General features: G+C 37.7%; 9 protein-coding genes and 1 pseudogene. 2 read left to right on the forward strand and 8 right to left on the reverse strand.

The genetic code is table 11. The annotated features are described in order from the left end of the window. Window positions 1-16: 16 nt before the first annotated feature. On the reverse strand, window positions 17-1,189 hold the full coding sequence (locus PRVXT_RS14600) for a MalY/PatB family protein (RefSeq protein WP_350343595.1): 1,173 nt from the start codon (window positions 1,187-1,189) through the stop codon (window positions 17-19). 164 nt (window positions 1,190-1,353) lie between these two features. Here PRVXT_RS14600 and phaZ point away from each other — a divergent pair, with 164 nt between their 5' ends. Further along, window positions 1,354-2,247 carry an intracellular short-chain-length polyhydroxyalkanoate depolymerase gene (phaZ, locus tag PRVXT_RS14605; RefSeq protein ID WP_350343596.1) on the forward strand — a complete coding sequence of 298 codons (894 nt, stop codon included), beginning with the start codon at window positions 1,354-1,356 and terminating at the stop codon, window positions 2,245-2,247. A 32-nt stretch (window positions 2,248-2,279) separates the two neighbouring features. Here the strand turns inward: phaZ and larB are convergent, their stop codons facing one another. The 7 genes and pseudogenes from larB to PRVXT_RS14640 all read right to left on the reverse strand — a co-directional run bounded on the left by larB (window position 2,280) and on the right by PRVXT_RS14640 (window position 11,621). Then, complete coding sequence (larB, locus tag PRVXT_RS14610; RefSeq protein ID WP_350343597.1) at window positions 2,280-3,026, reverse strand: nickel pincer cofactor biosynthesis protein LarB; 747 nt, start codon at window positions 3,024-3,026, stop codon at window positions 2,280-2,282. After that, window positions 3,026-3,817 (reverse strand): ATP-dependent sacrificial sulfur transferase LarE, encoded by a 792-nt coding sequence (larE, locus tag PRVXT_RS14615; protein ID WP_350343598.1) that lies wholly within the window; start codon window positions 3,815-3,817, stop codon window positions 3,026-3,028. Before larE ends, larB begins: the two co-directional genes overlap by 1 nt. Before the next feature lie 17 nt (window positions 3,818-3,834). After that, a pseudogene (gene larC, locus PRVXT_RS14620) lies at window positions 3,835-4,982 on the reverse strand (nickel pincer cofactor biosynthesis protein LarC). Between the two features lie 163 nt (window positions 4,983-5,145). Next, window positions 5,146-6,492 carry an MFS transporter gene (locus PRVXT_RS14625; RefSeq protein ID WP_350343599.1) on the reverse strand — a complete coding sequence of 449 codons (1,347 nt, stop codon included), beginning with the start codon at window positions 6,490-6,492 and terminating at the stop codon, window positions 5,146-5,148. A 245-nt stretch (window positions 6,493-6,737) separates the two neighbouring features. Further along, the gene (locus tag PRVXT_RS14630) at window positions 6,738-8,186 is read right to left on the reverse strand and encodes a DEAD/DEAH box helicase (RefSeq protein WP_350343600.1); all 1,449 of its coding nucleotides are present in this window, start codon (window positions 8,184-8,186) and stop codon (window positions 6,738-6,740) included. 156 nt (window positions 8,187-8,342) lie between these two features. Next, window positions 8,343-10,511 (reverse strand): DNA topoisomerase III, encoded by a 2,169-nt coding sequence (locus tag PRVXT_RS14635; RefSeq protein ID WP_350343601.1) that lies wholly within the window; start codon window positions 10,509-10,511, stop codon window positions 8,343-8,345. A 162-nt stretch (window positions 10,512-10,673) separates the two neighbouring features. Then, the gene (locus PRVXT_RS14640) at window positions 10,674-11,621 is read right to left on the reverse strand and encodes a CAP domain-containing protein (RefSeq protein WP_350343602.1); all 948 of its coding nucleotides are present in this window, start codon (window positions 11,619-11,621) and stop codon (window positions 10,674-10,676) included. Window positions 11,622-11,843: 222 nt separating this feature from the next. On the opposite strand from PRVXT_RS14640, the gene PRVXT_RS14645 reads away from it, so the two are divergent. Next, window positions 11,844-13,637: a phosphoenolpyruvate carboxykinase (GTP) gene (locus tag PRVXT_RS14645; protein WP_350343603.1), complete on the forward strand. Its 1,794-nt coding sequence runs from the start codon at window positions 11,844-11,846 to the stop codon at window positions 13,635-13,637. Window positions 13,638-13,646: the final 9 nt, after the last annotated feature.

Below are 13,646 nucleotides of genomic sequence, written 5' to 3' on the forward strand. Positions count from 1 at the left end.
TTTTTTCAAAAGAAAATCAAACTGTTGGTTTGTTTATAGCCTCTTCTATTTTAAACAAAGCTTTTTGTAAAGTTTCTCTATGACAAGCCAAATTAAGGCGTATTGACGTTGTAGAACCTCCATACTTTTCTCCCGGTTCCGAAACTACCCCTGCTTTTTTAAGCACAAAATCAAAAGCTGTTAATCCATCTGTATTCACTTCATCAAAGTCTAGCCAAACCAGATAAGTACCTTCTGGCTTTATAACCTTAACCGGCTGCAGATTTTTCTCTATAAATTCTTCAAGGTATTCTAAGTTTCCTTTAACATAATCCAACAACTCATCAAGCCAATTATCACCGTATGTATACGCTGCTTTAGTAGCTTCAATTCCCATTACATTAGGAAAAGAATTATATACTGTGGAAAACTTATGTTGAACTTTTTCTCTCAGCTTTTCACCAGGCACTATAACGTTAGCGGTTTGAAGCCCTGCTAAGTTAAACGTCTTGCTAGGAGCAGTGCATACTATTGTATTATCCACAAAGTTTTCATCTACCTGTGCAAAAACCCAATGCTTATTTTTTGGAAAAACCAAATCATGATGTATTTCATCGGAAATTACTATAATATTATATTTTGAACAAATATCTCCTAACTTCTTTAGTTCTTCCTTGTTCCAAACCCTGCCAACAGGGTTATGGGGACTACAAAGAAGCAACACCTTTACCCTCTCATCTATCATTTCCTCCAAACTGCCATAATCCATTTCATACCTATTATTTCTGTATATCAGTGGATTCTCTAGCACTTCGCACCCCACCTTTTTTACAATGTTAAGAAAAGGATGATAGACAGGTGGTTGTATAATAACTTTATCATTTGGGGTTGTCAGTTCCTCTAAAATAGAAGCTATGGCCGGTACTACCCCTGGCGCAGGAAAAATCCACTCCTGCTCTACTCTCCAATTATGCCTTTTTTCCATCCAATCAATTATTGCTTGATAATATTTGGAAAGATTGCCTGGATAACCAAAGATTCCATGCTCAACCTTTAATTTTAACGCAGATAGCACTTCATTGGGTGCACAAAAGTCCATATCCGCTACCCACATTGGTATTAGGTCATCCTTGTTATATAAAGCTCTAACCCCGTCAAACTTCATGCAATCACTATCCCGTCTATCTACGGGTTTATCAAACCTAGCCATTTTAATTCCTCCCCTTATCTCTTTTAACATAAGATTATAACAATAAACTGACTTTGTAAATATTACTTAAGTATTAAGATATTCAATAAATTTTACGCCTTATATTGATTGTACACCTTTGCTACCATATAATTAAATTAAACAACAAATTACGGAGAGTGAGAGTGATAACCTTGAATATCGTTCATGAAGTTAGTTTACCTAACGGAGAAACTATGGGATATCGTAAACATGGCAACGGCAACAATGTACTAATATTAGTTCACGGAAATATGACTTCGTCCAAGCACTGGGACGTATTAATGGAAAGCCTAGCTGAAGATAAATACACCATATACGCAATTGATTTAAGAGGGTTTGGCCAATCTTCCTATAATACCCCCATAGAATCCTTAGCCGATTTTTCCCATGACCTAAAATTGTTTTGTGATGAACTACACCTGTATAATTTTACTTTAGCTGGATGGTCAACTGGAGGTGGAGTGGCTATGCATTTTACAGCACAAAATCGTAATTATGTTTCACGTTTAATTCTACTTGAGTCCGTTGGTATAAAAGGCTTTACTCTCTACAAAAAGAATATTTTAGGTAAGGATAATTTAAACCAACGAATTACTACAAAAGAAGATTTAGCAAAACAAGTTAAGCTTATACAAAACGCTCAAAAAAAAGGGCGAAAATGGTTTATGAGATTTTTATGGAATTCCAGTATTTATGTAAACAAAAAACCTTCAAAAGAAAGATATCAAGAGTATCTTGACGATATGCTTACTCAACGAAACATTTTGGATGTTAATTGGGCCCTTCTAACATTTAATATTTCACATGAATCAAATGGAATCTCTAAGGGGAGTGGACTTGTAGAAAAAATTAATGTCCCAACGTTAATAATCCAAGGAACCGATGACAAAGTTATAAAACCGGAAGAATCAAAACAGACAACTGATACTATTGGAGAAAATGCCAGATTAGTTATGTTAGATAACTGCGGCCACTCACCATTGATAGATAGGTTAGATAAAGTAATAGAACTGTTAGATGACTTTATCTTATGCTAAAAAACTGTTGAGAATATATTCTCAACAGTTTTTTACATTCTGTTAATCATGCTGGCTAAATAGCCTGCACCAAACCCATTATCTATGTTCACCACCGATACACCACTAGAACAGCTATTCAACATAGTCAATAAAGCTGATAGCCCGTTAAAGTTAGCTCCGTATCCAACACTAGTAGGCACAGCAATAACCGGTTTATCTACTAAGCCTCCAACTACACTAGCTAACGCACCTTCCATTCCAGCTACCGCAATAACCACCCTAGCACCCTGAATTGTTTCTAAGTTAGCAAACAATCTGTGAATTCCAGCAACTCCAGCATCGTAAACTGTACGTACTTCGTTGCCCAAGGCTATTGCTGTTTCAGCTGCTTCTTCTGCCACTGCCATATCCGATGTTCCACCAGTTACTACTGCTATATAACCTTTGTCCACTCTAACTTTTTCATTCTCTATAGTAATTACCCTAGCCATCTTATTATATTTTGCCTTAGATAATTTCCCTTTCACTGCTTCATACATTTTGGGAGTAGCTCTAGTTGCTAATACATTATTCCCTTTTTGAGCTATATTTTCACATATAGCCACAACCTGCTCTACAGTTTTAGACTGACAAAAAACCACTTCTGGATATCCTTGCCTTAGATTGCGATGATTATCTACTTTTGCAAATCCCAAATCATCAAAAGGCAACCCTTTTAAACGGTCAACAGCATCATCAACGGAAACTTCGCCGTCTTTTACTTTGTTGAAGAGATCTGATAGTTTATTCTTATCCATTATAGCACCTCATTTTGACTACCCATCCTATATCCTTCAAGATCTACTGTTACATAAGAAAACCCAAGGCTTTTTAGCTCATTATTTACCTGCCTATAAATCTTAGGTGTTAAAAGCCTAGCTAAATCTTGCTCAGCTACTTCGATTCGAGCTAACTGCCCATGTAGTCTAATCCTAACTGTAGAAAAACCTATACCCATTAAATATAGTTCTCCTTCCTCAATTTTTCTCAAATCCTCCTCTTTTATTCTTTGACCGTACTCAATTCTAGATAAAATACAAGCGTAAGCTGGTTTGTCCCATGTTTCTAACTCCAATTTCTTAGAAACAGATCTAACCTCTGCCTTTGTTATTTTTACGCTTTGTAGTGGGCTTAAAACGTTTAGCTCCCTTAAAGCCTTTAAACCAGGCCGATAATCTTTATCATCATCTGCGTTGGTACCATCTAGAACATAAACTATCCCTTCATTTTCTGCAAAATCTTTTATCACTTGAAAAACTTTCTTTTTACACAAATAACATCTATCGGAAGGATTGTCTATTATTTCCGGCATTATATCGCCAAACTCAATTATTTCATGTCTAACGCCTAACTTTTCCGCTATCTCTTTCGCTTCTTTTATCTCCCAGTTAAGATGAAAAGGAGCATGTATTGTTAGTGCAACCACCTTATCCCCTAAAGCGTCTTTTGCGGCTTTTAAAACAAGGGTACTGTCTACTCCCCCTGAAAAGGCTACTACTACACTCTCTAGCTTTTTGATATGCTCCACTAGTTTATTATAACGTTCCATTTTTCCGTGCCTCCTGATTAGATATATTTTATTACAGTGCTATAAACTTCTCTAAGTGGTAAGCCATGGTTTTTTGCCAGCTTAACACACTCATCGTACTCAGGCTTAGCTTTGGTAATTTTGTTATGTCTAGATATCTTAATGGTAACCTCCCCTAGTGGAGTTGATATCTTTTTAAATGAGCGTTTCATTTTTTCTCTTTTAACTGGATAATATCTAACTCCCCAGGAGGTCGTTTCAGAAAGCAATATTTTCACACAATTATCTAACTCTTTTTCATTGCACAACACACTTAATTTGGTAGCTGGTCTGTTTTTCTTCATTAAAATAGCTGTTGTATAAACATCTAAAGCATTATTATCAAAAAGTTTTTGAGTAACAAAGTTAAAAAGCTCAGGATTCATATCGTCGATGTTGCAATCAATTACCCATGTAGATTCTTCAATTTTTTTTTTTCACCTAACATCACTCTTAATACATTTGGAACTTGGTTATCTCTTCCACCTATGCCATATCCAGTTTTAACGACGGTAAATTCAAAATCCTTAGTGTATTCATCGCCAAATACTTTGGCAATGGCAGCTCCTGTAGGGGTGGTCAGTTCCACCTCAGCATCACCGGAAACAATAGGAATTCCCGCTAATATTTCAGTGGTAGCAGGTGCCGGAACAGGAAACTTCCCGTGGGCGCAGTTTACAAAACCTCTACCAGTAGCTAAGGGCGAAAAAACTACTTTATCCACATCCAGCTTATCTAAACACACAGCAGCTCCAACTGTGTCAACGATAGAATCAATAGCTCCAACTTCATGGAAGTGCACCTCATCTACCGACTTGCCATGTATCTTAGCTTCAGCTTTGGCTACCTCTAAAAAGAGCTGTTGGCTAATTTTTTTTATATTATTATTTAAGTCACTATTATCTAATATTGTACTAATGTCATTGAAATTTCTATGGTGATGCCCCTCTTCCAAGCTATGTACAATAACCCTGGTTCCTGTTATACCTTTTCTCTCATCTCGATTAACCGTTATATCGTAACCATCTACATTGAGTTTTTTTAGCTGGTTCACCAAATACCCTTTATCAACTCCTATATCTATCATTGCACCAAGGTTCATATCACCACTTATCCCAGAAAAACAGTCATAATACAGCACTCTCATAGATTAGCCTCCTTATTTAATTAAGTTGCTTTCTCTTATTATACTATATTTTATTTCTGTTATCTAATTTATAAGAGGTTATAAGTATGAAGTTGGGCACCCAGCATATTGTGAAAGTTTGATGCTTACAGCCAATTAATCTGCGATTAAGTGTATATCAAAACTACTCCTCTATTCTTTCCTCTTTATACCATAGATAAAATATAAAGGATAAGGCAAAAGAAATAAACGCTACTATTGAAGTGGCATATACACCCGTTTGCTGCACACCTTCTGGTGTTGATACTATACTCTCCATAAGAGGCACATCCCCGCCCCAAACTAGGACGATGGGCAAAATTGCTATAGAAAGTAAAAAAGACATCTTTAAAAAGAACCCTTGTAATCCAAATAACATTCCCTCTAAATTTTCTCCTTTTTTTGCAGTGTTTACGGCACTTATTTCACTGAGCATAGCAGGGGGGAATATAAAAGCAGCGCCAGATATTGGCAGCCCCATTAAAAAGAAAATAGCAAACCCTGCTCCTGTAGGCAAAAACCATACTTTCCCTAGGCTATATAAGAGCACAGAAAGCAACATAAGCAAAGCTAATGACCATAGCATTGGCTTTCTGTAGCCTATTTTTTTACATAATCTGTTAACTGGGTAAAAAAACAAAGCTGCACTACCAAATAATAAACCCGAAGCTATTGCAATTTCTCCTTCACCATAACCCATTATCTCTACTACGTAATAGTTAGTAGAAGCCCTTAAGATATTAAAACCCAAAAAGAAAAACATGAAACCAACCAAATAAACCCAAAAGTTCTTATCTCCCCCAATTGATTTTAGAGATTTCATCAGGGAATCTTCACTTCTTTTGCCACCTGAGTACTCCTTTTCTTTTACTGTAAACACCGTAACCATCATTCCTATAACAGCTAATGTGCTCAACAAAATAACCATGTTTCTAATTCCTTGTTCTCCTCCACCTAGTTTCACTATCAAAAACCCTGGCAAAATCATAGCTATAGCTGTATAAATCAGCCTAAAAGCAGACTGCCATGTAGCCAAATTAAGCCTATCCACTTTATTTTGAGCTATCTCTGGTATCAAAGCATTATACGGTGCTCCAACAACTGTATAAAACACAAAAAATAAGCTTCCTATAACAGCTAAGTATATAAACGAGCTTAGGTCGCTGGTAGTAATTGGATAGAAAAAAGCAACGGTAGCCAGAGCCAGAGGAATGGCACCAAGTCCAACAAAAGGTATCCTTCTTCCCCACTTTGTATCAGTTTTGTCAGACCAATAACCGACCAGGGGGTCAGCAATCATATCAACAAAACGGGATATAATAAGTGCTAGCGATATATATAGCGGCGCCATTATAGCCTGCATCCCAGAATCTGACGGTGGGAGATAATAGTATAGCACCCACTGTGCAAAAATTTGATCGACAATAGCATAACTAACTCCTACACCATAAAGAATCTGAATCGAACGAGGTACACTTTTTACTTTTTCCAAAATCTCATCTCCTTCTACATTTTTCTTCTAACTATATTTCTACTTTTTTCTTATATTTACCTTTTTTTTATTTATTAACTTTAATTACTTATGTTAAATGCATATCTCTCGTCCCTATAGTAAAATGCCTAAGCAAAACCTTGTTAGCCTATATGCAGAGCATACAATTTACTATAAACACCAAAAAGGAATTTACCCACTTTTGTAGATAAATTCCTTTTCTATCAGGTATATTTATTTTTTAACTAATGTTTTTTAAATCCACCAGGTTTTTTCCCACCACGGTCTCTATTGTTTCCTTTTTTGCTTCTACTTCGCCTAAAGTTACCACCTTTTCCTCCTCGGCCACTTTTGCCTTTATAACCACCTTTTGTTCCAACAGGAGGTTCCCCGGTCAATTTGACAGGAACATTATTAGGTTCTTTAGTAAGTAGCTTTAAAGAAGCTGCAAGTAAGGTAACCGAGTCTACTTCTTCTAACAGCTGCTCGGCTAAACCTTTATAGTTGTTGTAATCATTGGATTCAACGGTAGCCAAAAGCTTTTCCACAGTCATCTTTTTCTGGCCTTCTATTGCTTCTGCAAAGGAAGGTATCGGCCTTCTTGATATCCTACCTTTCGATACCTTTTCCACCGTTTTAAGATGTCCCATTTCCCTTGAGGTTGCAAATGTAATAGCAAGACCTGTTTTCCCAGCACGCCCAGTCCTTCCTATTCTATGCACATAGCTTTCTGCATCTTGAGGAATATCAAAGTTATACACATGGGTTACTCCAGTTATGTCTAAACCTCTAGCTGCAACATCTGTTGCTACTAAAACTTCTATGGATCCATTCTTAAACCTTCTCATCACAGAGTCACGCTTGCCTTGGGTTAAGTCACCATGAATTCCCTCAGCACTGTATCCACGCTTATTTAGCCCTTCTGATAACTCATCTACCCTTCTTTTAGTTCTGCCAAAAACTATGGCTAACTCTGGAAGGTGAATATCTAAAAGGCGACATAGCACATCAAACTTTTGCTTTTCTGGAACTTCTATATACTGCTGTTCAATATTCGGAGCAGTCATCTTTTTTGGTTTTATAGCCACATGTTTCGGGTTTACCAAAAACTTGTTAGATAATTCTTTGATGGCCTTAGGCATAGTCGCTGAAAAAAGAAGTGTTTGTCTTTGAGTAGGTATTTCATTTAAAATAAACTCTATATCTTCAATAAAGCCCATGTTAAGCATTTCATCAGCTTCATCTAGCACTACCATCTTAATATTATCTAATCGAATATTTCTACGTCGCATATGGTCCATCAGCCTGCCAGGGGTAGCCACTATTATCTGAGGGCCTCTTTTTAAAGCTTTAATCTGTCTACCAATATCCTGTCCACCATAGATAGGTAATGTTTTGATTTTTGTATGCTGACAGATTTTATTCAGCTCTTCCGCCACTTGAATAGCAAGCTCACGGGTTGGAGTAAGAACTATACCCTGAACCTTGTTATTCTCCTCTTCTAATTTTTCTGCTAGAGCGACGCCAAAAGCTGCTGTCTTGCCAGTTCCTGTTTGTGCCTGTCCAATCATATCAGCACCGGATAGAGCAATAGGAATAGCCTGATCCTGAATTGGTGTTGCTTCTTCAAAGCCCATATCTGTAAGAGCTTTAGTTGTTTCTTTTCTTAATCCAAATTCAAAAAATGTTGTCAATGTTTATTTCTCCTTTTTTCTTTCTTCTAGGCATTTTTATTTTTTAGTTTGCCCTAAAATATAGATATCTATTAAACTTTTCAAATATTTTTAGTGTTGTACCAGTACAATCCATTATTATATCACAGTTCGACAGTTTTTGTACATTTTTTTCAATTATTTTTTAAATTTAGCTAAAGCATCTGCTAGAGCAGTGTTTAGCGGCTCATCTTTTTTATCTTGTTTTTTCAAATATTTAGCTACATCCCTTTTGTTTACCTTCTGCTTTTGCTTACCTTTGCGCTTATTAAAACTAGACATTTTTTCCTTATGTCCACATTTGCAAACAAATATTTCCCCACCCTTTTGTCCCCTAAGCTCCAATTTCTTTTTACACTCTGGGCACCGAGCATTTGTAGTTTTGGCTACGTTCTCTCTTCCTCCACATTCTCTATCTTGACAAATCAGCATTTTCCCTTTTTTACCATTAACCTCTAGCATAAATTTGTTACATTTGGGACATCTGCTTCTAGTTAAATTATCATGGGTAAACTTTTGTTTGCTATTTTCTATTTCTTTAATGACTTTTACGGTGTAGTTTTTTATGTCCTTTAAAAACTCTTCTTTTTTTAAACTTCCTTTAGAAATAGCGGTAAGTTGTTGTTCCCACTGAGCTGTCAACGTAGGGGATTTTAGTTCCTCAGGCACTAACTCTAGCAATTGCTTGCCTTTAGAGGTAATATTGATCTCTTTTCCTTTTTTTTCTATTAAAAAACTGCTAAAAAGCTTTTCTATAATATCTGCTCTGGTTGCAACTGTGCCAATTCCTCCAGTTTCTCCTATAACTTTTTGTAAGTCTTTACTTTTTTCATCCATATATTTTTTAGGGTTTTCCATAGCAGCTAACAAAGTGCCTTCGTTAAAGGGCGCTGGCGGTGATGTTTGCCCAGAAGTCTTTGACACCGCTGATATTTCTACTTGTTTTCCCTGCTCTATGTTGCTAAAGTTTCTTGCATCAAATGTACTTTCATCTTCCTTATCTAAAACAATTTTCCATCCTTTAGAAGTAACCTTTTTGCCTTTCGCATAGAATCTATGCTCCTTGGCACCACCCAAAACCGATATTTGCTGATATTTATATGGTGGTAGTAACACTGCTAAAAAGCGCTGGACTACTAAGCTGTATATTTTTTTCTCTCTATCGTTTAAACTACTCAACATTGGTCTTTGCTCTGTAGGTATAATAGCGTGGTGATCGGAGACTTTTTTGTTATCTACAAAGTGTTTACCTACGTTTAAGTTTTCCTGCAACAATTTATCGGCTGCAGAAGAGTTATCAAAAAAGCTACAAGCTTTTATTCTGTCTTTTAAGGTGTCTACCATATCTGTAGTTATATACCTAGAGTCTGTTCTAGGATAAGTTAACACCTTATGTTGTTCATAAAGTTTTTGGGTGATAGACAGGGTTTCTTTTGCTGAAAAACTAAAAATTTTATTTGCATCACGTTGTAATTCTGTTAAGTCATAAAGAGGGGGAGCATAGCTTTTCTTGTTCTCAACCTTAACTTCTTTTATGTCAAGCTTCTGACCTCTTAATGAGGAAATAATTTTCTCTGCTTTTGTCTCATCAAAAATCCTACCGTCTTTCCTTTTGTTATCCTGCCAATTAAAATCTATACCTTTAGCAGTAACTTTTACACCAAAGAAGTTTTGTGGGGTAAACTTATTAATTTCTTCTTCTCTTTTAGCTATCATAGTTAAAGTGGGTGTCTGCACACGACCGCAGGAGAGTTGAGCATTATACTTACAGGTCAGCGCCCTGGTTGCATTTATGCCAACATACCAGTCAGCTTCTGCCCGGGCTTGAGCTGAGTTATATAAGTTTTGATACTGCCTTCCGTCTTTTAACGAGCTAAACCCTTCTCTTATTGCCTTGTCAGTTACAGAGGAAATCCATAACCTTTTAATAGGCTTTTTCACCCTAGCCTTGGCAATAATCCAGCGGGCAACAAGCTCTCCTTCTCGACCTGCATCGGTGGCTATTATTATAGAGTCAACATCTTTTCTACTCATCTGTGTTTTTACAACGCTATACTGTTTTCCACTTTGCTTTATGACCACAAGTTTTAAAGGATCAAATAGCATAGGCAAATGATCCATAGACCAGGATTTATATTGCTCACCATACTGCTCCGGTTCAGCTAGTGTCACCAAATGGCCTAAAGCCCAGGTAACGATATGATTAACCCCTTCATAAAACCCGTTCCCCTTTTTATTACAATTAAGAACCTTCGCTATATCTTTACCAACAGAAGGCTTTTCCGCTAAAACCAACTTCTTTCCCATATTAACATCCTTTCCAGTAGATATATATCTCCATATATTGTACCACTAAATAAACAGTTTGAATAATTACGGATAAAATCAAAAAAACAGATGTCAGCTTTGGCTTAACACCTGTTTCTTTGTTTAAAATTACTACAGAGATATCGACTCTGTTTTTTAAACTTATTCTGTTAAAAACATCTGGGTAAAGTATATGCTTCTTCCCTGCTTTTCCACCCCTATACCTATGTGGGTAAAGTCTGGATTTAATATATTTTTTCTATGTCCGTCAGAGTTCATAAGACTACGGTGTGCCTCCTTAGTTCCTACGTTAAGGGCCAAGTTTTCTCCCGCTCCTCTAAACGTTATGCCGAAATGTCTCATCATTTCAAAAGGTGACCCGTACACCGGAGAGTCATGAGCAAAATAATCATTGTAAATCATATCTGCACTTTTTACCCTAGCTACTGAAGAAAGCCTGTTGTGTAGTTTCAGTTCAGAAACACCGGCTTTTCTTCTTTCTTGATTCACAAGCTTTAGCATTTCTCTTTCGTAACTGTTGGCTTCAAAAGCTGGCAACTTAGCTGAATCCATTTTCACAGAGTAATCAACCTGCTTATTCTGCTCCGGCTCTGGCTGCGGCTCCGGCTCTGAATCTGACTCTGGCTCTGGCTCCGGCTGCGGCTCTGGCTCCGGCTCCGGCTCCGGTTTATGATCTGAGTCTTGTTTAGGTTTTTGCACCTCTACTTCTTTAGGTTTGTTATCGTTAGCCTCATTTGACATCGGTTGATTGGATTGATTTTCTTGCTGTGAATCACGATCACTTTTTTGGTTTTTTTCATCTGTTTCATTTATTGAAGCATCATCAGAATCAGCATCGTCTTTTGGGCTGTTTGGCTCAGGCTGCTGAGAGTGCTCTTGATGATTTTTATCTACAGTTTCTTCGTTATCACTATCGGACTCTTCTTTTTCTTCTTCATCATTATGTAGGTTCTTTTCTTCACCTTCTAGACTATTGAGTGTCAAGTCCTCTAACTCAAGCTCACCTTCACTTAGCTCCCCGCCTTCTGCACATCCCACAAGCACAAATAACCCTAAGACAAGTATTAAAACTAACTTAGCTTTATTCATAAATTAGAAAACTCCTCCCTATTTCTAAGTTTATTTAAGTATATATGAATGCTTTTTAGATAGAAACCCATACTATTTGGGAATGTAAGTATTTATTTCCTACTCAGTAGTGTTTTTTCCAACTATAAACAAGGGATATTTATTCGTTTGTGGAATATAAAAAGTGACATAATATAATAACTCAATATGTAATAATTAACAACAATTTAGGGAGGTTTGTTAATGCTTTCTAACAAAAAATTGCAACAATGGGTTGAAAAAATGGCTGAGCTTTGTCAACCTGATGATGTCTATTGGTGTGACGGTTCCAAAGAGGAAAATGACCGCCTTATGCAACAAATGGTGAACTCTGGTATGGCTATTAAACTAAATGAGGATAAGCGGCCTGGAAGTTATCTATTCCGCAGCCATCCCTCTGATGTAGCTCGGGTTGAGGATCGAACCTATATAGCCACCCAGAACAAGGAAGATGCGGGACCTACTAATAACTGGGTCGACCCAAATGAGCTAAAAAAGACTATGACCGAGCTTTACCGTGGCTCTATGAAAGGACGGACCATGTATGTTATCCCCTTCTCTATGGGGCCAATTGGTTCGCCCATCTCAAAGATTGGCGTGCAGCTTACCGATAGCCCTTATGTAGTTGTTAACATGAGAATAATGGCTCGCATGGGACAAGAAGTTTTAAAAGTCCTAGGTGAAGATGGTGAGTTTGTACAATGTTTACACTCTGTAGGCTATCCTCTTAAGGATGGTGAAAAAGACGCAACCTGGCCTTGCGCTCCTATCGAAGAAAAGTATATAAGCCATTTTCCCGAAGAGCGTATGATATGGTCTTATGGGTCCGGCTATGGTGGCAACGCCTTGTTAGGCAAAAAGTGCTTTGCCCTGAGAATTGCCTCTGCCCAAGCTAAAGATGAGGGATGGCTAGCAGAGCATATGCTTATTTTAAAGCTGACAAACCCCCAAGGCAAAGTAAAGTATGTAGCAGCAGCCTTCCCTAGCGCTTGTGGCAAAACTAATCTAGCAATGCTAGTACCCACTATACCTGGTTGGAAAGTGGAAACCGTTGGCGATGACATCGCATGGATGAAGTTTGGTGATGACGGAAAACTATATGCTATCAACCCCGAAGCCGGTTTTTTTGGCGTTGCACCAGGAACATCTAAAGAGTCCAACCCCAGCGCCATAAAAACCTTAGAAAAGAATTGTATATTTACAAATGTTGCGTTAACAGACGATGGTGATGTTTGGTGGGAAGGTATCGGCTATGACGCTCCTACGCCTCTAATTGATTGGAATGGAAGGGAATGGAACCCAGATTCTGATAAACCGGCTGCTCACCCTAATGCAAGATTTACAGCACCAGCAAGTCAATGCCCTGTCATTGCTCCAGAATGGAAAGACCCTAAGGGCGTTCCCATCTCCGCCATTTTAGTTGGAGGTCGCCGCCCTAGCACCATCCCTTTGGTTCACGAAAGTTTTAGCTGGAATCATGGTGTGTTTTTAGGCTCTATTATGGGTTCAGAAATTACAGCCGCCGCAATTTCCGATAAAATCGGCACAGTTCGTAGAGACCCCTTTGCAATGTTACCGTTCTGCGGATACAACATGGCAGACTATTTACAGCATTGGATTGACATAGGCAGTAAGTCTTCAGAAGACAAACTGCCAAAAATCTTTTATGTAAACTGGTTCCGCAAAGGTAAAGACGGCAAATTTCTCTGGCCAGGCTTTGGGGAAAATAGTCGCGTTTTAAAATGGATATTTGAGCGCACCTCAGGCGAAGGAAAGGCAGTTAAAACTGATATAGGCTACATGCCCACAACTGATGCTATCGACTTAGAAGGCTTAAACATTAGCAACAAAGCCATGGAAGATGTCTTAAAGGTTGATAAAAAAGAGTGGATAATTGAAGTAGACTCCATTTCCCACCACTACCAAAAATTTGGACAAAAACTACCTATAGAGCTTCAGCAAGAACTTGATGAGTTAAAAAGGAGATTGAACAGTTAAATTTTTATA

The sequence above is a fragment of the Proteinivorax tanatarense genome (assembly GCF_040267685.1).
Taxonomy (GTDB): Bacteria; Bacillota; Proteinivoracia; order Proteinivoracales; family Proteinivoracaceae; genus Proteinivorax; species Proteinivorax tanatarense.

Excerpts from the sequence above, each read along its gene's own strand:
- PRVXT_RS14600 (WP_350343595.1), bottom strand. The coding sequence starts at position 1,189 with ATGGCTAGGTTTGATAAACCCGTAGATAGACGGGATAGTGATTGCATG.
- larB (WP_350343597.1), bottom strand. The coding sequence starts at position 3,026 with ATGGATAAGAATAAACTATCAGATCTCTTCAACAAAGTAAAAGACGGC.
- larE (WP_350343598.1), bottom strand. The coding sequence starts at position 3,817 with ATGGAACGTTATAATAAACTAGTGGAGCATATCAAAAAGCTAGAGAGT.
- PRVXT_RS14635 (WP_350343601.1), bottom strand. The coding sequence starts at position 10,511 with ATGGGAAAGAAGTTGGTTTTAGCGGAAAAGCCTTCTGTTGGTAAAGAT.
- PRVXT_RS14640 (WP_350343602.1), bottom strand. The coding sequence starts at position 11,621 with ATGAATAAAGCTAAGTTAGTTTTAATACTTGTCTTAGGGTTATTTGTG.
- PRVXT_RS14645 (WP_350343603.1), top strand. The coding sequence starts at position 11,844 with ATGCTTTCTAACAAAAAATTGCAACAATGGGTTGAAAAAATGGCTGAG.